Annotated in this window: 14 protein-coding genes, 1 tRNA gene and 2 rRNA genes; 7 read left to right on the top strand and 10 right to left on the bottom strand. The window is 47.1% G+C overall.

Annotated elements, in window-relative coordinates; all coding sequences use genetic code 11:
- The first annotated feature begins 71 nt into the window (after positions 1–71).
- The 4 genes from OEU88_RS17330 (at position 72) to OEU88_RS17315 (ending at position 5,233) form a co-directional block, all read left to right on the top strand.
- Positions 72–893, top strand: a complete 822-nt coding sequence (locus tag OEU88_RS17330; RefSeq protein WP_262696473.1) for a ParA family protein — start codon at positions 72–74, stop codon at positions 891–893.
- Positions 883–1,479, top strand: coding sequence for a hypothetical protein (locus OEU88_RS17325; protein ID WP_262696472.1), 597 nt, complete (start codon positions 883–885; stop codon positions 1,477–1,479). The genes OEU88_RS17330 and OEU88_RS17325 overlap by 11 nt, the downstream gene beginning before the upstream one ends.
- Positions 1,472–3,310 (top strand): type IV secretion system DNA-binding domain-containing protein, encoded by a 1,839-nt coding sequence (locus OEU88_RS17320; protein WP_262696471.1) that lies wholly within the window; start codon positions 1,472–1,474, stop codon positions 3,308–3,310. Before OEU88_RS17325 ends, OEU88_RS17320 begins: the two co-directional genes overlap by 8 nt.
- A gap of 207 nt (positions 3,311–3,517) precedes the next feature.
- Positions 3,518–5,233 (top strand): recombinase family protein, encoded by a 1,716-nt coding sequence (locus OEU88_RS17315; protein WP_262696470.1) that lies wholly within the window; start codon positions 3,518–3,520, stop codon positions 5,231–5,233.
- A gap of 432 nt (positions 5,234–5,665) precedes the next feature.
- Here OEU88_RS17315 and OEU88_RS17310 read toward each other — a convergent pair whose 3' ends face one another.
- The 7 genes from OEU88_RS17310 to OEU88_RS17280 all read right to left on the bottom strand — a co-directional run bounded on the left by OEU88_RS17310 (position 5,666) and on the right by OEU88_RS17280 (position 16,215).
- Positions 5,666–6,172 (bottom strand): hypothetical protein, encoded by a 507-nt coding sequence (locus OEU88_RS17310; RefSeq protein WP_262696469.1) that lies wholly within the window; start codon positions 6,170–6,172, stop codon positions 5,666–5,668.
- Positions 6,173–6,317: 145 nt separating this feature from the next.
- Positions 6,318–8,495, bottom strand: a complete 2,178-nt coding sequence (katG, locus tag OEU88_RS17305; protein ID WP_262696468.1) for a catalase/peroxidase HPI — start codon at positions 8,493–8,495, stop codon at positions 6,318–6,320.
- 225 nt (positions 8,496–8,720) lie between these two features.
- On the bottom strand, positions 8,721–9,527 hold the full coding sequence (locus OEU88_RS17300; RefSeq protein ID WP_262696466.1) for a cysteine hydrolase: 807 nt from the start codon (positions 9,525–9,527) through the stop codon (positions 8,721–8,723).
- Between the two features lie 68 nt (positions 9,528–9,595).
- The gene (locus OEU88_RS17295) at positions 9,596–10,270 is read right to left on the bottom strand and encodes a Crp/Fnr family transcriptional regulator (RefSeq protein WP_262696465.1); all 675 of its coding nucleotides are present in this window, start codon (positions 10,268–10,270) and stop codon (positions 9,596–9,598) included.
- A gap of 67 nt (positions 10,271–10,337) precedes the next feature.
- Positions 10,338–11,561 (bottom strand): bifunctional alpha/beta hydrolase/OsmC family protein, encoded by a 1,224-nt coding sequence (locus OEU88_RS17290; RefSeq protein ID WP_262696464.1) that lies wholly within the window; start codon positions 11,559–11,561, stop codon positions 10,338–10,340.
- Positions 11,562–12,171: 610 nt separating this feature from the next.
- Positions 12,172–15,651 carry a beta strand repeat-containing protein gene (locus OEU88_RS17285; RefSeq protein ID WP_262696463.1) on the bottom strand — a complete coding sequence of 1,160 codons (3,480 nt, stop codon included), beginning with the start codon at positions 15,649–15,651 and terminating at the stop codon, positions 12,172–12,174.
- 15 nt (positions 15,652–15,666) lie between these two features.
- On the bottom strand, positions 15,667–16,215 hold the full coding sequence (locus OEU88_RS17280) for a GNAT family N-acetyltransferase (RefSeq protein WP_262696462.1): 549 nt from the start codon (positions 16,213–16,215) through the stop codon (positions 15,667–15,669).
- 240 nt (positions 16,216–16,455) lie between these two features.
- On the opposite strand from OEU88_RS17280, the gene OEU88_RS17275 reads away from it, so the two are divergent.
- From OEU88_RS17275 to OEU88_RS17265, 3 genes are all read left to right on the top strand, one after another.
- Complete coding sequence (locus tag OEU88_RS17275; protein ID WP_262696461.1) at positions 16,456–18,150, top strand: helix-turn-helix domain-containing protein; 1,695 nt, start codon at positions 16,456–16,458, stop codon at positions 18,148–18,150.
- A gap of 364 nt (positions 18,151–18,514) precedes the next feature.
- On the top strand, positions 18,515–18,706 hold the full coding sequence (locus tag OEU88_RS17270) for a hypothetical protein (protein ID WP_262696460.1): 192 nt from the start codon (positions 18,515–18,517) through the stop codon (positions 18,704–18,706).
- Between the two features lie 185 nt (positions 18,707–18,891).
- Positions 18,892–19,743 (top strand): hypothetical protein, encoded by an 852-nt coding sequence (locus tag OEU88_RS17265; RefSeq protein WP_262696459.1) that lies wholly within the window; start codon positions 18,892–18,894, stop codon positions 19,741–19,743.
- Between the two features lie 376 nt (positions 19,744–20,119).
- Here the strand turns inward: OEU88_RS17265 and OEU88_RS17260 are convergent.
- The 3 genes from OEU88_RS17260 to OEU88_RS17250 form a co-directional block, all read right to left on the bottom strand.
- A tRNA-Met gene (locus tag OEU88_RS17260) sits at positions 20,120–20,196 on the bottom strand.
- Between the two features lie 232 nt (positions 20,197–20,428).
- Positions 20,429–20,543: ribosomal RNA gene (gene rrf / locus OEU88_RS17255) — 5S ribosomal RNA — on the bottom strand.
- Between the two features lie 163 nt (positions 20,544–20,706).
- A 23S ribosomal RNA gene (locus tag OEU88_RS17250) occupies positions 20,707–23,454 on the bottom strand.
- Positions 23,455–23,500: the final 46 nt, after the last annotated feature.

Genomic DNA, 23,500 nt, shown 5'->3' with positions numbered 1-23,500 from the left:
CTTCAGACCCAGTTCTTCTATCACAGCGTCTGGTATCAGAATATTCCTCAATAATTATTAGGAGTATTTTGATGCACAAAAGCACTTCCCCCAACTTGATCATCGTGTCCTCTGGCAAAGGCGGGATTGGCAAAACTACGCTTTCATGTACTATTGCCGACATACTCGAACTCCATGACCGAACTTTTCAATTCATCCAAGTTGACGATCAAGACCGGCTACCCACACTTTACCCCGATAAAGTGATCACCATTGCAATCGAGGCGGTCAACAACTCACGTTCTAACCCTAACTCGATCATCCGCGCATTTGACCCGCTTTATCATATCCTCGAAGCCGCCCCTTCCACTGGAGCAATCCCCATTGTTGATGTGGGGGCAACACAGCAACATGCACTTCTGAAGTACGCCGCTCTTATTGATTTGGATGAGGAGCTGCTGGAACTCGGCGTCCATGCTCTCTGGATTGCCCCTACAACAGCTGATCCTGAGAGCATGCAGCAATGTATCCGCACGCTGGCTAAAATCGAACAGATTCTACCATCTACCAGTCGCATGATCGCCCTCAATGAGCGCGACAGTAAGTTTGAGTTCTTTCCTGCCTCCCCAGCTGATCATGTCTGGCACCAAGAACTAATGCCGTTGTTGAGTAACCTCAGCAGCTTCACCGTACCGCGCATTGAAGCTGGTAGTTGGCAGCCATTTGAAGCTGCGGGCCTGCGTTTCACCGACGTCATTTCTGCCGATATTCAACAAATTCAGGCGTGGACCGGCATATCTCGCCCTGAGGCGAAAGTCATCAGAGGCGATGTCGCTGTGTGGATGGCAGACTTGATCGAAGCGCTGACCGAGCCTCTCAATCTTCAAACTGAGGAGGCCAGCCATGCAAAATAAAAGCGACAATTTACGTGCACAAGCTGCCAGAGACCACAGTAACGGCCTTCGTGACCTTATGGTGCGGCTCAAGGCGAGTGATCTTTCTAAGCTTTCAGAGGCAGACCATGCCCTCCTCAAGCGCCTAACACCGCGGGACCGACAGCAGCTTTTCATGCGTGCAGCAAAGAAAGCCTCGCCAACCAAGACGCGCTCAGTGTCTCAATCACAAGCAACACTCAGTGTCTGGAGTAAAACGCCCAGGGCAGCTCGTAACTTGATTATCAACGCCTCTATTATGACTTGCTGTATCGTCGCTTGGCCAACGTATTACTGGGCAGACCGCCTCTATACAAACACACTGCCAATCTCAATAAATACATACGACTGGCCGCAATGTTCGCGCCTCAACATAAATACAGATGCCTGTATTTATGTCGTTCAGTCAAAGCTTGAATGGCAGGCTGCGGTTGACTTCACAGCAATCCCAGCTGATCAGCTTGTCAAAAATAACCTTCACTTAAATTGTTGTGAGCCACTTGAACGCGGACAAAAACTAGTTATTTGGCGCCGCATTCGTCAATTGGTGGAGATGTCTCATGACTAATATTTCACCATTTATCAAATATACCCCTTTGTTTCCTGCTGTCACGATAGGTATTCTCTCGGGTTTACTTTATAGCTTTATTGCAGCCTTCATTCTGTTTAAGTTTATTCCGCCAACAGACTGGTACAATGATACATCCTACGTTGTTAACCCTTCTTGGTTTTGGAACTATCTCTCACAAGCGCAGAGCCGACTTCTAGATCAAATAGGTTGGCTGCGTTATCTCGCCAATCCTGTGCATGCCATCAACAATGTAGTGTTTCAACTGGAGCAGGTTGGCTTAGGGCGAGCTGTTGGCTGGCGCATTGGCGCTGTTGCTTTATCAGGTTTCTTATGCGGCATTTATAGCTACCACCGACGATATGGCATGACCGACCCTGTTGACAGGCTCATTCATTTGGGAGGTCGTATGCCTGTGTTTAACAAACGCGCAGCTCGCACCTTCAGCACACACGAAACACGTAATAGTAAATCAAAAGTCACTGGCTTAACTCTCGCTCCACGTGCCAACCTCAGTCCGCGATCTTGCTCCGAGCATATATTATTAGTGGGCAGTACCGGTGCGGGTAAAACCACAATTATCACATACTGGCTTCAGCAATTACTTTTTGGCTCACTTGCTGGAACCGCGCCAAAAATTCTACTTACAGATACTAAAGGCGACGTTACCAGCAAACTACCTACATCAAGCTTCGCATTGATTGCACCGCACGATCAACGTTCATATGCATGGGATATTTGTGCCGACTGTAAGAGTGGTGCAGCTGCTCATGAACTGGCATCGTCTCTGATCCCAGAAAGCCATGACCCTATGTGGGCAAACGCATCAAGAGCCATTCTCACTGGTGTTATTAAACATCATCAAAACACAGGTGAGGACTGGGGATGGGCAGAGCTCTCTAGCACTATCTTCAGTGAACCTGATCAGTTACGACAACTCATTGAGGACAGCCATCCTGAAGCCGCTCAATATGTTGCATTAGACCCAAGCTCAGGTCAGATAAACCGCACATCATATGGTTTTCTAGTGGGGCTATGGGCCGCCGCAGGTCGCACCATTGTTCCCCTTGCAGAAGCTTGGAGTGGTACAGACCCCAAAAGGCGCATATCCTTAATCCACTGGATCAATGACGCTAATGATAACAATCATCCTATTGTCCTACAAAGGTCAGCACAGTTCCCCGAACTGTCAGCCGCTTGGATGCAAGCCGCCATCAGCTTGCTGAGCAACTACGCCACGTCAAGCGCTTTAAGCGACAGCAGTCAGCGTCGTATATGGCTTTTCCTAGATGAGTTCGCCCAAATCGGTGGGCAAAGTGCGAAAGGTAAAGTAAGTAGCTTCGAACAACTGCTTGCGGTCGGTCGTAGCAAAGGAATTTCTTGTGTAGTGGGCGTGCAAAGCCTCTCCCAGGTCTCTGCCATTTTTGGCGAGAAAGAGATGCACACATGGCTCAATGTTTTTGGCACCAAGATCATTGGACGAATGAACGGTGGACCTTCGGCTCAGTTCATTAGTAAGGAAGTGATAGGTACACGGCGGATATCATGGACCGACGTTTCCTATAGTGGACCGGACAGAAGTATCATGGACGGACAAGGTGGCTCCCACACAGGCCCAAGCACCTCTCACCAAACTCGCACTGAAGTTATTCCTGTGGTTGATGCAAGCGAGCTTGAAAGCGACCTCGGGCTAGTACGCATCGACGGCCAAAAACATATTCGCGCCTTTGTACTCAAACACGGCTGTGCTTACCGCTTTGACTGGCCGCTCACCATTTGGCCCGTTGTAAGGCCTGGCGTTAAACCCGCAAAATGGACCACAGGCCAATAGCCTAATGTCCAGAAGGCATGAGAACAAATCGGTTACAACGAGTGAGCCTCCGGGCTCGCTTGCTCTGCGTTCGCTTGTCCGAGCACTTGCGCGCAGCGCAGCCAAGGACTATTTTGAAGAACAATCACGTATGAGTAAGCCCATCAAGCTTGACACGCACCCAGCTTCGGATTCTACTTAAAGCTTCTTCCCGTGGAGATTGTTATTATGCGTGTCGCCTTATATGCTCGTTATTCCAGTGAGCTTCAGTCAGAAGCCTCTATTGAGGATCAGCTTTTTAAACTGAAGGAAAGGACGTGCTCCCAAGACTGGGGTCTCTCAGGCACTTATTCAGATGCAGCTAAATCTGGCGCCTCTATGATGCGCCCTGGCTTGCAAGCATTGTTGCAAGACGCCGCGACATCCAAGTTTGATATTCTGCTCTGCGAAGCACTAGACCGTCTATCACGTAATCAAGCTGATATCGCGCGTATATATGAACAGCTGAGTTTTCACGGCATCAAGCTCATCACCCTATCTGAAGGTACCATCTCCGAACTCCATATCGGCCTGAAAGGCACCATGAATGCCCTCTTCCTTAAAGACCTGGCTGATAAAACACGGCGGGGACTTGAGGGGCGTGTGCGCGCAGGCAAGTCTGGCGGTGGTAAAGCTTACGGCTACCGCGTTCCGGTCCGGCTCGATCACAACGGCCAAAAACGTGCCGGTGAACTCATCATCAACACGGATGAAGCCTCTGTCATTAACCGTATCTTTGAGATGTACGCTGTAGGTGTTTCACCGCGAGCAATTTCTCACACCTTAAACAAGGAAGATGTTAAAGGCCCGAACGGCAAGCCGTGGGGACCAAGTACCATTAACGGCAACCGGCGCCGCGGCACGGGTATTATTAACAACGAGCTCTATATAGGCAGGCGCATTTGGAACAGGCTCAGTTACCGCAAAGACCCTGCATCCGGTAAGCGTGTTTCACGTCTTAATCGTGCTGAAGACTGGATTATTCGAGAAATACCACAACTGCGCATTGTAGCAGATGACCTTTGGCAAGCGGTGCGTGAACGCCAAAGCTCTATTAACGAACGCAGTGCTGATAACTCTGCTCCGGCATTTTATACTAAACAGCGCCCAAAATACTTCTGGAGCGGCAAAGTAAAATGCGGGCAATGCGGCGGCAGCTATACAAAAATCAACAAAGACATGCTCGGATGTGCCACCAGCCGCAATAAAGGCCTAAGCATATGCGCTAATCGCAAGAATATTCGCATTGATGTTCTCGAAGAGCACCTGCTGACTAGTCTAAAGCACCATCTGATGCAGCCTGATCTATTCGCTGAGTTCATTGATGCTTTTACGGAGGAGTTAAACCGTCTGCAAGGCGAAGCGAGGGGCGAGCGCCAACACATCGAGGCGTGTATCACTAAAATAGATAATCAGCTTGATAAAGCCGTTGATGCGGTCCTTGCAGGTGCAGATGCTCTATCACTCAATACTCGCATGAAGACACTCGAGATCGAGAAAGCTGAACTCACACAAAAACTCTCGTCAATTTCTAATGAACCACCAATGCTGCTGCACCCGAACATGTCCCATATATACAAAGAGAGGGTTGGCAGTCTAACTGAGGCCTTAAATGCTAATCGACAGGACCCACATGCCTTCGAGGCAATTCGCATTCTACTAAGTAAAGTTACCCTAACACCTTCCAAAGATGGCTTTGTTTTTGATATCGAAGGAGATCTGGCCCAGATATTAGCTCTATGCTCCACTGCAGAGCAAAAAAGCGCCGCAGGCAATAAGACTTCAACCGGTTATTCTAAAACAACAAAACCCTCCGAACGAAAGTTCGGAGGGTCTGATGAACTTGCACAGCAAGTTAAGTTGGTTGCGGGAGTAAGATTTGAACCTACGACCTTCAGGTTATGAGCCTGATTAGCACATCAATAACTTATTGATTTTAAAACATATTTAAACCATCTAAATTTTTGTGTGCAAACTTTGTGTGAGTTTCATGATTAGAAAAACTCATTTTAAAGCCCATCAGCGCTCATCCTCCATTTTTTTGTGTATGTAGTGAAACACCGACCCACAGCTTTGAGCATCCTCCGCAAAAAGTGACTTAGGGACTGATAAAACCGACTAGGTGGGATCATGAAATTCATTAGAATTGAAGGATTGAATTAAGCCTTTTTAATTCCCATTCCACTTATAGTTCAAAACTGCTTTATGATTAACACCAGAGTTTGCCAATTCAAATATCTACACATCATTTTCGTCAGTTGAGGCTTAATGGTCATTTGAAGAAGATCGACGGATAATAATCACAAATATGGCACCTAACAACTTCATGTAACTATGCTAAAAAGCCAATCCCAGCGATATACCAAACACCAACGCATCTTCTTTGGAAGCATCATAATGTAATTGTGGTGATAGAGTGTATCCCCCCTCGAATTCTAGCTCATACAATGCACCAAAGCGGGCTACAAAATTTGTTGCACTTTCTTCGCCGCCAAATTCAGTTTCTTCGTTAAGTATCTCAATACCCGGCCCAATCTGCAAAGCAAGGCCACGCCAGATATGTATATCAGCCACGGTTAAAATTGTGGTTGCATCAATACTACCGAATGCTTGTTCGACAACAAAGCCAACACCGAGCAGACGGTTAATACGGTACTCATAATCAAGACCTATAGTAGAGGCTGCCTCATCAGTATGAAATATTGTCGTACCACCCGAAAATACGGAAATATGATGTCGTTTTTCTTCGTGAAATTCCACTTCAATTTGAGCTATTGCCTCTTGGGAGATAACGCTTATTAAAATTGCTAGAAAAAGGCTCGAGGTTTTGAGGAAACGGTCCACTATTGCTCCTAAAAGTAAGAGGTTAAAATTATAAAGCAGCTATACAAGATTAACCACCATAGACAGTCATTCTGATTTAAAACGGTAATACCAATCTAAACATCTCTACGTCGCGCTTAGAAGCGACGCGGAGAATGGCGCAGAACTATACCAGATCGTAGCGGTCAGCGTTCATAACCTTAGTCCATGCCATTATGAAATCTTGCACAAACTTTTCCTTATTATCATCCTGTGCATAAACTTCGGAATAAGCTCGAAGGATAGAGTTAGAACCAAAAACGAGATCAACACGCGTCGCTGTCCACTTGACCTCACCTGAGTGGCGATCACGAACTTCATACATGTTATTGTTAATCGGTTCCCAAATATAACTCATGTCCGTTAAATTAACAAAGAAGTCGTTTGTAAGCATACCCGGACGCTCCGTAAAAATACCGTGTTCAGTGCCGCCATAGTTAGTTCCAAGCGATCGCATGCCGCCAATCAGTACGGTCATCTCTTGAGCAGTCAGGCCCATTAGTTGCGTATGGTCTAGCATCAGTTCTTCTGCACTGACGGTGCAACCTTCCTTAAGCCAGTTACGGTAAGCGTCATGAATGGGCTCAAGCACGTCGAAGGAATTCACATCGGTCATTTGCTGGCTTGCATCGCCTCGCCCTGGTGTAAAGGGAACAGTTGCGTCATAACCTGCAGCCTTGATAGCTCGCTCAACACCGACGTTGCCGGCAAGAACGATCATATCAGCAATGCTTGCGCCGCTTTCTTTTGCAATAGGCTCAAGAACTGCCAGTGCCTTACTTAATCGAAACGGTTCATTACCTTCCCAATCTTTTTGAGGGGCAAGACGAATACGCGCCCCATTGGCACCACCACGTTTGTCAGAACCACGGAATGTTCTGGCACTGTCCCAGGAAGTGGAAACCATTTCGCTTACACTCAAGCCACAAGCTTCTATTTTAGACTTGATAGCCTTAACATCATAGTTTGTGGTTCCCGCGGGAATCGGGTCTTGCCAGATAAGGTTTGCTTGCGGCACATCAGGGCCAACATATCGCACTTTTGGGCCCATATCACGATGTGTCAGTTTGAACCATGCTCGCGCGAAAACTTTTGAGAAGTATTCAGGGTCATTATAAAATTGCTCGGAGATTTTGCGATACTGAGGATCCATCTTCATGGCCATGTCAGCATCGGTCATAATTGGGTTATGTCGAATTGATGGATCTTCAACATCGACAGGCTTATCTTCTTCCTTAATGTCGACAGGTTCCCATTGCCATGCTCCGGCTGAACTTTTCTTTAGTTCCCACTCATAGTTAAACAAAAGCTCAAAAAATCCGTTGTCCCACTGGGTAGGGTGGGTTGTCCATGCGCCTTCGATACCGCTGGTCACAGTGTCTCTGCCAACGCCGCGCTTGGTCTTGTTTAACCAACCGAGTCCCTGATCCTCTATATCCGCACCTTCCGGTTCTTTTCCCAGCAACGCGTCGTCACCATTGCCATGACATTTGCCAACGGTATGACCGCCAGCAATTAATGCTACGGTTTCCTCATCGTCCATGGACATACGTGCAAAAGTAACGCGTATATCATGCGCTGTCTTGATTGGGTCAGGATTGCCATCTACACCTTCAGGGTTGACATAGATCAGCCCCATCATGGTCGCCGCCAAGGGGCTCTCTAAGTCTCGTTCTCCAGAATAACGACTTCCTTTACTACCGCTAAGTGCAAGCCATTCTTTCTCCGAACCCCAATATGTGTCCTTTTCAGGGTGCCAGATATCCTCGCGGCCAAAACCAAAACCAAAAATTTCCAAGCCCATCGATTCATAAGCAATAGTGCCTGCATAGGCCATTAAATCGGCCCAACTGACCTTATTGCCATACTTTTTCTTGATCGGCCAAAGGAGTCGACGCGCCTTATCCAAGTTTACATTGTCTGGCCAGGAATTGAGTGGCGCAAAGCGCTGGTTGCCATTGCCGACGCCGCCTCGACCGTCAGCGGCACGATAAGAACCGGACGCATGCCAAGACAAACGGACCATGAGTCCACCATAGTGGCCCCAATCTGCGGGCCACCACGCCTGACTATCAGTCATCAATGCGTATAGGTCTTTCTTAAGCTCTACAATGTCGAGTTTCTGAACTTCCTCTCGGTAACTGAAGTCAGGTCCCATCGGGTTTGTCTTACTATCGTGTTGATGGAGAATGTCGAGGTTTAGCGCCTTAGGCCACCATTCCTTACTCGATATATTGGTGGCAGCTGCACCGCTATGCATTACCGGGCATGCACCGCCATTGGTAGAGATTTTATCGTTATTCATGTTCAATTTCCATTCGAGAACTGAGAGTTATGCCTCTCGTGCTTTGTGCAATGGCGAGTTGACTTACAGCTAATGCATGATTGGGTTGCTTTCTTGATAAGCAATGCTGTGCTTCATATCAGTCTTCTCAATACTCATACCCAATCAACCCAGCCGACAAAGAGAAAGTGTCGGCTGGGTGTGATCGTTATGCGTAAATTACGTATAGCTAGAGGTACCTATGAATTACCTTTGAAACGCCAATTTGATAGCCTGCACAGTATTTTCCGTATTATCAATTTTGCTGGCTATAAAACGAAAATTCGTTAACGACGCCTGATACCCATTGTAATTTTCGGTTATTGCACCGGCAGTTGCATCTGTCACGACCATAACCTCAAATCCCTGCTCAATCAGTTCACGCATGTGAGATTCAGTGCATAGGTTGGACGACATGCCTCCAAGAATAACTTTATCTATACCGGCCTTGCGTAGCTGCAAAACCAAATCATTCGTTTCAGGGCCATAGACTTTGTGTGGGCTGGTCACTACTGTTTTGCCATTATTTATATAAGGCTTATACTGTTCAAGCCAGTCAGACCCTGAGCCCTCAAAACCATCCAGACTAAGTTGCCCTTCGCGCTCAAACATATGAAGTTGATGCATCAGCACCTCAAGTGTGCCTTCAAACTGCCATTTGTTATCGTGCGGATAATACCAATGCGGCGAGACGAAAGCAGGCATACCAACTTCACCAACTACTTTGAATAAAGAGTCTAGGTTTTCTACCGTACCGTTTTTAGTAACACTCTCTCCAACCACACCCCATGTTACACCCTTGGGTGACAAGAAATCATTTTGCGGATCTGTAATCACCAAAGCCGTATTGCCTTTGGTGATGGTAAACCCGGGCATGGGCAAACCGTCATTAACCGGCGGTTTTTTTGCAGTCGCAACAACTACACTGTCTTGAGCATTTAAAGTAAACCCAGTACCTATCAAAATAGCGCCAATAATTACTAACTTCGAAGCATTCCGTGTAAAATTTTTCATACTTATCCCTTTTTTTAACATGAGATAAGTCGCTTAAACTAAGTTAAACAAATTGTATGTATCCTAGGTCACACAGCATACCTTGGGAGGAGTTTTGCCAGTTCCTCACTCGAGTTGACGATAATTTTCAACCGTGACAAATTGATGTGCCCGAGTTTTTCAAGACTTTTTAGGTGCTTTGATACAACCTCTCTTGATGTACCCACTCGGTCCGCAACATCCTGATGACTTAGTTCAATTACCCTGGTCACTGGGCATTCACGTAAAAGAAAGTGATTTATTCGAGAACCAACATCATAGGTTAAAGTCTCTTCAATGACAGACATCATGCTGTATATCCGACGGGACATCGCTTCAAATATAAAATCACGCAACGAAGGTTCATCCACATAAACCTGCCGAAAGGCAGAGGCAGGGATATATTTTACTTTTGCTTCAGACGAGTCTATCTTTAGCCAAGCTGGATAAGTTAGATGCTTCATAATACAGTCAACTGAAAAAAGACAAATTTCGCCCGCATAAACGTTGTCAATGGACTTTTCAATTCCTTTAGGATCAAGAGTATAAATTCTCAAAGCACCTGTTTGTACAATGTAAACACCACTCACCTCTTCACCTTTATGGACGATGATCTCTCCTCTACAAAAAGTGAACGATTTCACTTCCTTATCGAAATACTTTTGAGCATTTGCAGATAAATTTAAAGTGGAGAGCGTATCCGGCTGGGCGTTGGAGTTTGACATTTTACTTCCTAAATAGTGCTAATTTTGGGGAAAACCATACGATAACAGCATGTTAAATCTTCGAGTGCTATGTGTTTTCCTTTATATGTTCTTCTGTCGTGATTATGACCTCACTATGAAGCGTGCGGTGAACAGGACAGCGGTCGGCAATTTCGATAAGTCGTTCTCGTTCTTCATCCGCCAGATTGCCTTTAAGCACAATCTGTCTTGCAATCATGTCAAGTTTTCCTGTTTTAGTTTCGCATGCATCACAGTCTTCAGCACGGATTTTTCGATGGTCAAGATATACTTCCACATCCGATAGATCGATGCCTTTTCTGTCAGCATACATTTTGAGAGTCATGGATGTACAGGCACCAAGGCCTGCCAGCAAAAGATCGTAAGGCGTTGCCCCGGCTTCATCACCGCCGTAAGCCTTTGGCTCATCCGCAAGGATTGTATGATGCCCTGCATGAATATGTTGCTGAAATTTGCCGTAACCGGTCGGGTGAACAGCGACACGGCCATATGGGATATTAATCATATCTTCTTCCGCCAGATCAGGGATATAGGGAGATGCCCAGGCCGCAACTGATGTCGCTACATATTCAGCTGTACCAGGCGTAAAGAGCAGATGATCTGCCTTATCAAGCGACAGGAAACTTTTCGGATGTTTTGCTGCCATGAATATCTCGGCCGCATGATCCACACTAACAATATCATCAATAGGGCTGTGGCAGATTAGAAGTGGTTTCTTCAATCTTGTTACAGCGTCTAGAACATTCTGGCCTCGAATATCATTAAGAAACTGTTTTCTGATTTTGAACGGCCGACCAGCAAGTCGCACTTCGGCCACGCCCTTTTCCTCAATAGTGCTAACATCACAGGCAAACTGTTTTATAACATTCGTGGCACTTGAAGGCGATCCGATAGTAGCAACAGCCTCAGTTTCCGGCACGTCCAATGCTGCAAGTAGAACTGCAGCTCCACCAAGGGAATGCCCGATCATCAGACTAGGTGCTTCAAAATGCTCACGCATATGCTGTGCAGCAAGGACAAGGTCGCCAACATTGGATGTAAAATTGGTATTTTCAAACTCGCCTCCACTTTTACCAAGACCGGTAAAATCAAATCTGAGGACCGCAATACCGTCGTGATTCAACGCCTTAACTATCCTATTAGCTGGCTGGAGGTCCTTGCCACACGTAAAACAATGGGCAAAAAGAGCATAAGCTCGAGTGGGGCCGACAGGTTTGTCAAGCCGTGCCGCCAGATCAAAACCTTGTGAACCTTTGAATGTAATTTTTTGCATTGTAGTACCCCTATTGATGTTCCATATGTAAACATGCCTTATCCAAATTCTTCAATAGGCAAACTGTATGTATGGTCTGTTAACACTGACCAAAAACAAGAAAGCCGCCCCATTTGGCCCCCTTTTGTGTTTTGATCTTTCTCGTAGAATTTACCACTGCGGGGCTTGCACCTCTTCGTGTTGACCTTCCTCACTTTGTTCGTTGGTCCGAACGGTAGGTTTCAACAGACATACGGCCGTAATAAAACGCAAAAACCCGCCACAAGGGCGGGTTTTGACGTTTGGTTTTGGGAGTAGTATTTTAGGTGCGCATGCCTATCGGCATTGCTTCCTTGTCCTTGGCGCTATTTCGGCATGCTAACGCCTGCCTGCGCCGGCGGTTGAACCTACGACCTTCAGGTTATGAGCCTGATTAATAGGTTAATAACTTATTGTTATAATTAAATAAATCTCTCCTCCATGAGGGCACTGTGATAGAAAATATGATAAATTTGAGATTCGAAAAACCCATTTTAAGGCTTGTCAGTAACTATTATCAGTTTCTAAGCCTTACCGAGTTGTATTTTCTCAGTAAGGCAATTTCTATAAATTTTGCTAATTCTATCTTTTGCTAAACCACAATCTGCCCATTGTCGAAGGTAGTTTGTAGTTCAGCCTCATTGATACCTGTTAGAATGATGGTGCCGTGGGTGCCGATAGTGAGCGTTGCACCGTTTGCATTAAACATGGCATTGGCAAGCAGATCAGCGAGCACTAGCCCTTCTATCTCTGAAAAGTCGAGGGTGTCTGTGTCGCCGCCTGCCGTGCCGAAGTCAGTGATGGTGTCACTGCCAAAGCCTGTGATGAAAGCAAAGGTGTCATTGCCAGTGCCGCCTGTAAGATTGTCATTACCAGCACCGCCGAAGATCAAGTCATTGTCTGCACCGCCGTTAACCGTGTCATTGCCGTCACCACCAAACAATGTGTCGTTACCGCCGCCACCATCAACACTGTCATCGCCTGAGGCGCCGAAAGCTTGATCATCACCGTCGCCGCCATCAAGAGTATCTTCACCTTCCCCTCGGCCACCGTAAATAACATCGCTGCCAGCGCCGCCCATGACATTGTCATTACCGTTACCACCACCAAGCGTATCACCACCATCATCGCCAATGATGCTGTCGTTACCATTACCGGCATAGATAGTGTTGCGGCCGCCGTTTCCGTTCACTGCCATATTAGTTGATGTATCAAACGAACCGCCAATGATCACATCATCACCGTCACCGCCGAACAAGCTGTCATCACCAGATACATCTGTACCGTTGCCGTCAATATCTCCGCCCACGATAAAGTCATTACCGGCACCACCGCCAATGATATCACTACCGCGGTTACCCTCAACGGTGTCATCGCCCTGATCATCAGGGCCAGCAAATACACGGTCATCACCAGAGCCACCACGGATACTGTCATCACCTGCATCCCCCCGAAGGAAGTCACTGTTGGAGCCGCCGTCGATAGTGTCATTGCCATCACCACCAAGCACAGTGTCATCGCCTTGATCACCATCAAGGGCGTCATTGCCTGTTCCGCCATCAACAAAGTCAAAGCCAATGCCACCAGATACCGTGTCATCGCCTGCGCCGCCAGACACACGGTCAGAACCGCGCCCACCGCTTACATCATCATTACCGGCACCGCCGTCAACATTGTCATCGCCACCACCAGCATTCACCTGATCATTACCAGCACCTGTTGCAATGTCATCGGCGGCAGCAGACCCTTCAACCGTGTCTGGACCTGTACTTGCGTCTTCAACACTCACAACAACTGGAACAGGCTCCGGCGCTGGAGCAGGTGGCGGGGCGGGAGGCGCCACAGCCTCGGCTATATCTGTTACATTAACTGTAATCGTTGAGGCCGCAGCAGCAAACGTGCTCCCGTCGTTGACACTGAAAGTAAAGGTCAACAAACCCATGCCGTTAGCGTCAGCCTCTGGCGAGTAAACCAGATTGCCCGCCGTAATATCTGCTTCAGTGATGACATCACCAGCCATCACATCAACTCCGGATAGCTGGAGTGTGCCACTCCCAACAGTTAGTGTATCAATACGGACGAGCTGCAGACTGTTACCTGTATCAACATCGGCAAAGTTAAAGTCTGTCACAGCAAACACACGCGACGTATCTTCATCCATCGTGACGGTATTGTCAGTTGCTGTCGGCGCGTCATTTACCGCCGTGATGTCTATGTTCACTGTGCCAAGGGTGATATCGCCAGAGCCATTTCCGTCATCAGCAGTGACTGTCACTGTGGCGGCAGCAGTACCATTCACATTAGATACACCCGTATACTGAATGTTGCTGGCTGTATCCAAATAGGTGTTGATGTTGGCGGGTGAGCCAACAAGCGTAATTGTGGTGGCATTCACGAGTGCTACTGTAACACCAACAGCCGAACCATCAACCGGCGCTGCAAAGGTTCCCGCACTGGCTGTCAATGTCACGGTGACTGAGCTGCTGTCAATGTCATCTATACTAGCGGCAGAAAGGTCCACATTACTCTGTGTATCTTCAATCACTGTTACAGTTGCAGGTAAGGCGGATACAGTGGGCACATCGTTTACTGCGACCACATCAAAAGTAAGTGTCTCATCGTCAGTACCACCATTACCGTCGTCGGTTTGCACCCTGAGCGAGGCAATACCTACACCATTGATGTTAGAGGTTGGAGTGAATACAAGTGTATCAAGCGCATTGTTCACATCCGTCAATGAGCCTGAGAAGGTTGCCGTTGTGTTAGCGAAGCCATTGCCAATGCTGTAGTTGAGACCGGAACCGTTACCGATGGAAAGAACACCGCCTGTCACCGTAAGCGTAACCGTTTGATTGTCCCCTTCAACATCATCAATGTTAAGCGCGTTGCCAAATAAAACATTGCTGGCATCTTCTGCTACACTCGGCGCAGAAGGCAGTGTGATTACGGGTGCATCATTAACGGCCCCTATATCAAAGGTTATGGTTTCATCATCGGTGCCTCCGTTGCCGTCATCGACTTGAATACGAATAGCGCCAGCACCTGAACCATTCAAATCCGCGGTTGGTGTAAAGTTTATGCTTTGAATGGCATTATCGACCGCTGCGGGTGATCCGCTGATCACAGCCGTGGTATTAGGCCCCGCAAATGAACCAGCCGTGAAAGAAACACCGCCGGTTGATGTGAAAGCAAATGTCCCTCCAGTTGAGGTGACAGTTGCCGTGAGCGTGTCATTCTCAACATCTGTAATGCTCAGAAGCGTATTGGGAAAACCTGGGTTTAATACAGCGGCGGCTGTGTCATCCTCATTCACTGTTGGCAAAGATGGCAGGATAATTACCGGTGCATCATTAACGGATGTGATGTCAAAGGTCAGTGTTTCATCGTCGGTGCCGCCATTGCCATCATCGCTTTGGACCCTGAGCGAGGCAACGCTAGTGCCATTAAGATTGGCGGTAGGGGTGAAGACAAGTGTATCGAGAGCGCTGTTCACGTCCGTCAGTGAGCCTGAAAAGGTTGCCGTTGTGTTAACAAAGCCGTTACCAACACTGTATGAAAGGCCAGCATTGTTTCCAATTGAGAATGTACCGCCTGTGACCGTGAGTATAACGGTTTGATTGTCACCGGTGGCATCATCGATGTTAATCGCATTGCCGAATGGGATATTGCTGGAGTCCTCAGCCACACTTGGGGCAGACGACAAGGTAATAAAGGGCGCATTGATGAGAATGATCTCCAGTCTGGAATTTGCGGCCCCAGATGAGCTCAATTGTACGTGAGCTTCGTCTTCCCCGACCAATCCATTCGTTGGTGTAAACGTGAGGGTTGCCAAAGCAGTTTGTAGTGCTGAATTATCTCCATTGATTGTTATCGCCTGATCATCGATGCCGTCGCCGACAGTTACCGTTACACCGGTCGTGTCCAGAGACACTGTGCCACCGAAAGCTGTGATCTGTATATCTGCTGTATTGATTGCACCGTTGACTGTCACAGTAGGATCAGGAAGGGCAACATTGGTGCTGTTCGGCGAAACAGCCAGTGTGTTTGTTGGAAAAGATGGAACCAAGCACATAGTATGACCTCCGGGTTAAGCGATTTTTTTTTTGTGAAGGTGTCCCGCAAGTGGGAAGCCTAGCTTTGAATAGAATCGTGATGTTTTTCCGGGATTGATGTCCGTGCTGATAGACAGCGATGCATCAACAACACCATTGACTGTGCACCACTCATGATACTGCCGAATAAAAGTAAGCGCTGCTCGTGACCCTCTCTTTTCAGGTGTCACATAAAGAATAAGGTCAGCGGCGGAGCGTTCCTCCGAGAAGTAAAAATCATAAATGTGGGCAACAAAATGACCAACCAACTGTTTGCCCTGATAAGCAACCAGAATAAGGGATGTCTCCAGTATGACCTGCGCCTTATAGAAGCCGCGAAGCTTGTCCTGGTTTATGGGAATGTTTTTGTAACTGGATTCTGCGTGGAATAGCTCCGCCTGAACCATAAGATCATCAATGTCATTGAGGGTGGCTTGTCTGATTTGTAGCGCCCTGCCCTCATGACCAGCAGAGGCGAGTATATTTGTCTTACAAGACATAGCCGCAATCGGATTTGCCCCCTCAAGGGTTAGATTAATCGACATGAATGCCTCCTTCACTCAATGGCAATATTGAAAAGCCAAGCCAGCAGTTAAACTCGGACTAACATTGTAAATTACTGTTTTACATGATCTTTTTTAGATATGGCCGATCACCGCGCAAGTTTGACCGCTTTGTGGCATTGGTAACTGAGTACCCGCTCAAAACTTGAGTTTGAAAAATCAGGTTAGCCTGCATAAAGTGGCGGTAGGATGATACATCGCGATAAGAATTGAGTGGACTGTATGAAAAACCCGTTTAGCAACACATCGGGCAACCGCAGCCATAAGGTATGTCTTGTTCTATTCTTTATTGTTATGATGAGCTGGACTGAGAGCGCTCGCACACAGTTGGATAAAGACTGTCCGCCACTGTCTACTCTTATTGAACAAGAGCAGCCAATCAATATCGCGCCAGGGGCCAATTATGCGATTGATGATCCCGAAGAAAGTGAAAATGGTCTGATTTTCACCAAAAGCTGCGCGGACTTTATTCCGATTTTCGGGTCTGAAAAATCTGTTTTGTGGCTACAATTCACTGTACACAACGGCACACAACAGATTAGCGATTGGGCGATCCGATTGGAAAGTGTAACTATAGAGAATGCGCGCCTGTTTGAAGAAGACTCTTCTGGAAATTTGACACTTATTCATGAATATCAAACCGGAGAAGAGCGCTCCGTCGTCTCTATTAAACCTGCGCTCGCACTTAAGATAGACCCGGATACAACAAAAACATTCCGGTTATCAGTTGCTGATCCGGTTCAAGCTAACTTGGTGGCTAGCATAACGCCTGATAAAGCTCTCGCCGCTAACACACTCTCTGAAATTTTTCAGATTGTTATCGCAACAGGTTTTTTCTTTGGACTGTTTTTTGTCACGCTGTTTTGGCGGCGACATTCTCGAAATATGGCAACCGTTTATTACTGTGCCTATCTCTGTTTCATCGCGTTCGGTAATCTGTTCTACCATGACATACCCAGCCTGATTGGAGTGAGCCTAGGAGGCGCAGATATCAACTTTATTATCCGTAACTCGATGGAGACACTGGCCAGTTTCGCGATGATGTCCTTCACCTATGAGTTGCTATCGCTCAAAATACAGGCCCCTCGGTTGGCCAAGGTGTTTAAAACGCTGTCTCTTACACCTCAGGCTATATTACTGGTGCTAGTATGGATATTGCCAAGCAATAGCTTTTCTCAGATTTTCAGTGATACTATCGGTTTCCTGTCACTGTCATGTTTTTTGCTCTGTCTTTATTTTGCATTCAAACGACAGCCTACTGCGCAGATATTGACTGTATCTTTCATTGTTCTGATGGTGGGTATTATTGTTTCTGAACTGGTCACCGACCCGGCACATGCTTTTGCATGGTCTGATACACCTATCGCAACGTATCAACTGCTGGATATCTGGGTGTACCAGGTCACACTGATGATCGAGTCCTGTCTGATTTTTCTCGCATGTAATCAATATAGTAAAGAAAGGCAAGCGCTAGCTGATGCGCAAATTCAAGAATTGCAAACTCTTAATACATCCTATGAAAAGAAGTTGGCAGCTGCGTTAGCGCGCAACAAATTCCCGGACCAAATGCAGGCAAGTGTCCCTTCCGCTCAGGACCGTTTTCTTGCCGATGCTGTAAATTTCATCCACTCGCATATAGCCGAGGAAAGCTTCGGCGTCGTTGCGCTTGCTGATGCACTGGCTGTGAGTGAACGTACGCTGCGTAGAAAAATTAAGTCTGCTACCAACCTTTCGCCGATTAACTTTATTCAACAACAACGCATTCTGGTAGCTCATGACCTGATGCAGCAAAATGCATACGCTACTGTGAGCGAAGTTGCATATGCTGTTGGTTTTAGCTCGCCGAGCCATTTCTCTAAAATATATAAAGATACATATAACGTTGTACCTGCAGAGACATTGAAAGCGTCTGGCTAGCGCTTTTAATTGGATAGAACAATGGCTAACCATACGCTCAACTATCTTAATTTAGTTTTTTTCATAGGATTACCTGACGGCTTCCTCGTCATTCCGCTGCACCTTCGGCTTGCTCCATATGAACCATTGCAATCTGCACTCTGTGTGCATCTTGCGAGCTATAAAATCCGTATCTGACGCAGCCCATATACGTAAAAAGGGCCCCTGGTGGGACCCTTTTTATCGTATTGGTTGCGGGAGCCTGATCTATTCAATATCATACATCGATATTCATTATATATTTCATATGGTTATTGAATTTTTAGCCTGCCAGAAGCTAAATCCATATCCTTGATCTTCCTCAAACAAACTAGGGAAATCAAAAATGCCTAAGTCCAAAAAAGACAACCTTGATGGTAAGCTTCTATCTCCAGAAGAGGCTGCTAAAAAAATACCCCCTGAAGTTGATGCAAAACTTCAGAAGTTAGTCAAAATCCTAGCGAAAGACGCTGCTAGACAATGGGTCAACGCCACCTCTGCCGAAAAGGAAAAAATCATCAAAAAACTCAAAAGCTGATTCAGATCAATTAAAGGACCACCAGCTAGACTGAGATAAAGAAATTGCCTAGCCTGAAGATTAATCAATCTAAGGATAATTTTTCGATGTCTAGTTGGCACTTATATTGGGTAGAGTCTGATGGTCTAGAAGACTGTTTTGTTGTGGCTCGAAATAGCCGAAGTGCTTGCAGAATAGAAAGGGATATGAACGGCTTTGGTCCGGACCAAGTTAGTGCTCAAAGAATAGCACGTATCCCTCTAAAAGTTCAGAAAGCATATGAGAAGACAAATGCTTTCAAGGAGAATGGCTGGCCATTTTATGTGTTTGGCAAGGAACTCTTTGAAGGTATTGGCGCCGAGTTTCGAACCATTGACGACACAGAGGAGATGCTTATAGACGATGTAGTTTATGAAGTAGAAGATTATCGCGCATGCTACATCTCTGTGTCTCGCTACATTGGAGTTAAAGCAATTGAAGAATTAAATAAACAAATAGACCTAGAAGAACTTCCTTTTGAAGAGGACGATATATGGCATGAGCCTGAAATACATATAGTCACTGGTTTGGGAATGTTACTAATACGTTGCCAAGAAATAGAAGACTACATCGCTCGTTCATTTATTCTGGGTTTGTCACCCAAGCAAAAGAAGAAACATAAAACTTTGGGTGAGCTTACTAATGCTTGGAAGAAAAAAACTCTCGGAAACCTTATTAAGTCTATTGAAGAAGCTTGGGTCATTGAGCCGAACTTCAAAGAAAACTTAGATCAATTCGTTAAAAATAGAAACCAACTCATCCACGGCATCACTGTAGATGAACGTTTCGATATCAGAACAAATTGGGGACAACGTGAGCTTTTAGTGTTCTTAACAATGTTCGACACATACTCTCGCATTATTAAGAGTGTTTTTCGAGGTGCGTATTATGCTAGTTTTGAACTTGGGCGAACTCAGTGGGAAAGCAATCGTGATTTACTCGAAGAAGTAGATTTCCCTAAAAATATGGACGATGAAATCCAGCTATTCTTAATGCTATTTAGTCCTAAAAAACAATAAAGTGGTAGGTTCAAATCACCTCAAATTGGCCTTGTTCCAAGCTAATCTCATACCTAGTCAGTGACAACCCCTCTACCTTATTGTTTTTGTTTGGTTTTCCCTGGTAGGTTCAAATCAGGTTCTGGAGGTGCATTTCTACTTAATAAACAAAAAAGACGGTTAAATCAGTAACTTAACTACCTTTTTTACTTTGGTTGCGGGAGTAGGGTTTTAGGTGCGCATGCCTATCGGCATTGCTTCCTTGTCCTTGGCGCTCTTTCGCAATGCACTGCATTGCTGCGCCGGCGGTTGAACCTACTTTATCCGTAGGTTCAAGTCTTACTCACACAGCCCATATACGCAAAAAGGGCCCCTGATGGGACCCTTTTTATCGTATTGGTTGCGGGAGTAGGATTTGAACCTACGACCTTCAGGTTATGAGCCTGACGAGCTACCGGGCTGCTCCATCCCGCGTCAATTATATTATGTCACCCGTTCCGATGGCTTATGCCATTCTCCGATGTGACGCAGCTCAGGGCTGCTATGTGTCTGCTTCCGGTATTGCTATCGCAATCCCATGAAGAGGGCTCAAGATTGCCCTTGGTTGTCGACTATAGGAATCAATTGTCCTTTTAGACGACAAAACCGCCTTTTGAAGGGCGGTTTTTGGTATTTGATATGTGGTTATGTGTACACTCTTTTGTAGATCTGGCGGCGACCTACTCTTCCGCGCCTTAAGACGAAGTACCATCGGCACAAAGGCTTTTCACTTCCGGGTTCGGGATGGGACCGGGTGGGACAACCTTGTTATAACCACCAGATCAACAAAAGAGTGTTATTGCGAGTATCAAAGCATGCTTTGAGTAATGTTCCAAGACAATCTCTAATTACCGAACAGCGTAGCTGTGAGGCAAGGCCAAGCGGCCGCCGCGCACTTTTGCGCGAATTAAAGACAAAGAAAGCTTTCCTTTCTGTCTATGGAGAGGCTCAAAAGCCTATCGAGCAATTAGTATCAGTTAGCTTCACCCATTACTGAGCTTCCACACCTGACCTATCAACGTGGTGGTCTTCCACGGCTCTCAGAGAGACCTTATCTTGAGGGGGGCTTCCCGCTTAGATGCTTTCAGCGGTTATCCCTTCCGGACATAGCTACCCTGCAATGCGGCTGGCGCCACAACAGGTCCACCAGAGGTCCGTCCACCCCGGTCCTCTCGTACTAGGGGCAGCTCCTCTCAAGTCTCTTGCGCCCACGGCAGATAGGGACCGAACTGTCTCACGACGTTCTAAACCCAGCTCACGTACCTCTTTAATTGGCGAACAGCCAAACCCTTGGGACCTGCTCCAGCCCCAGGATGAGATGAGCCGACATCGAGGTGCCAAACACTGCCGTCGATATGAGCTCTTGGGCAGTATCAGCCTGTTATCCCCGGCGTACCTTTTATTCGTTGAGCGATGGCCCTTCCACACAGAACCACCGGATCACTATGACCGACTTTCGTCTCTGCTCGACCTGTCAGTCTCGCAGTCAGGCAGGCTTATGCCATTGCACTCGACGATCGATTTCCAACCGATCTGAGCCTACCTTCGCGCGCCTCCGTTACCATTTGGGAGGCGACCGCCCCAGTCAAACTACCCACCACAGAGGGTCCCAGTCCCGGTTTCACGGGACGTGGTTAGACATCAGAGACAACAAGGGTGGTATTTCAAGGATGGCTCCACTCGCACTGGCGTGCGGGCTTCAAAGCCTCCCACCTATCCTACACATGTTATCCCTAATGCCACTCTGAAGCTGTAGTAAAGGTGCACGGGGTCTTTCCGTCTGACCGCGGGTACTCCGCATCTTCACGGAGAATTCAATTTCGCTGAGTCTATGCTGGAGACAGTGGGGAAGTCGTTACGCCATTCGTGCAGGTCGGAACTTACCCGACAAGGAATTTCGCTACCTTAGGACCGTTATAGTTACGGCCGCCGTTTACCGGGGCTTCAATTCGCAGCTCTCACTACTCCTCTTAACCTTCCGGCACCGGGCAGGCGTCAGACCCTATACGTCGTGTTATCCACTTCGCAGAGCCCTGTGTTTTTAGTAAACAGTCGCCACCCCCTCTTTTGTGCCCCCAACTAAAAGTTGCCTTAAAGCTGGGCCTCCTTATCCCGAAGTTACGGAGGCAATTTGCCGAGTTCCTTCAGCATAGTTCTCTCAAGCGCCTTGGTATGCTCTACCATCCCACCTGTGTCGGTTTAGGGTACGGTCAATATGGTGGTGCTATTTCCTGGAACAGATTCGCGGCAAGACCAATCCAATAAGGTCTCACAACTTACTCCATTCGTCACATTCCACCTGGTTCAGGAATATTAACCTGATTCCCATCGACTACGCCTTTCGGCCTCGCCTTAGGAGCCGACTCACCCTGCGCGGATTAGCCTTGCGCAGGAACCCTTGGGATTTCGGCGACAGTGTCTCTCACACTGTTTATCGCTACTCATGTCAGCATTCTCACTTCTGATATCTCCAGAATGGCTCGCGCCACACCTTCGCAGACTTACAGAACGCTCCGCTACCACTTGATCATAAGATCAAATCCACAGCTTCGGTACTTGTCTTTAGCCCCGGTACATCTTCGCCGCAAGACAGCTTATTTAGACCAGTGAGCTGTTACGCTTTCTTTAAATGATGGCTGCTTCTAAGCCAACATCCTGGTTGTTTTGGCCGTCTCACATGCTTTCCCACTTAGACAAGATTTAGGGACCTTAGCTGGTGGTCAGGGCTGTTTCCCTCTCGACTACGGACCTTAGCACCCGCAGTCTGTCTCCCAGGCTCTACTCTTCGGTATTCGGAGTTTGGTTAGAATTGGTAAGGCTCGCGCCCCCCGCATCCATCCAGTGCTCTACCCCCGAAGGTAATACCTGAGGCACTACCTAAATAGTTTTCGCGGAGAACCAGCTATCTCCCGGCTTGATTGGCCTTTCACCCCTAGTCACAGGTCATCCCCGCGTTTTTCAACACGCGTGGGTTCGGTCCTCCAGTGCATGTTACTGCACCTTCAACCTGCCCATAACTAGATCGCCGGGTTTCGGGTCTAATGCATTTAACTCAGTCGCCCTATTCAGACTCGCTTTCGCTACGCCTACACCTATCGGCTTAAGCTTGCTAAATACACTAACTCACTGACCCATTATACAAAAGGTACGCCGTCACATCACAATGGATGCTCCGACTGCTTGTAAGCATTCGGTTTCAGGTTCTATTTCACTCCCCTTATCGGGGTACTTTTCACCTTTCCCTCACGGTACTGGTGCACTATCGGTCGTATAGGAGTACTTAGGCTTGGAAGGTGGTCCTCCCACGTTCAGACAGGATTTCACGTGTCCCGCCCTACTCAAGTCCGTCTTCTCTTCCTTCCCGTACGGGGCTATCACCCACTATGGCCAAGCTTTCCAGCTTGTTCCGGTAAATTCAAAGACGGCACTGGCCTGGTCCCCGTTCGCTCGCCGCTACTAAGGGAGTCTCTGTTGATGTCCTTTCCTCCGGCTACTTAGATGTTTCAGTTCGCCGGGTTCGCTTCTACAACCTATGTATTCAGTTGCAGATACCACAAAAGTGGTGGGTTTCCCCATTCGGATATCTGTGGGTCAAAGGTTACTGGCACCTCACCACAGCTTTTCGCAGCCTGTCACGTCCTTCATCGCCTCTATACGCCAAGGCATTCACCAAATGCTCTTAGTTCACTTGAGAGCTCCTCCATATCCAGAAAGCAAAACTCTCTAAATACTTGGAACA

The sequence above is a fragment of the Kordiimonas aquimaris genome (genome assembly GCF_025574485.1).
GTDB classification, from domain to species: domain Bacteria; phylum Pseudomonadota; class Alphaproteobacteria; order Sphingomonadales; family Kordiimonadaceae; genus Kordiimonas; species Kordiimonas aquimaris.
This window is presented reverse-complemented; position numbering and strand designations above follow the sequence as displayed.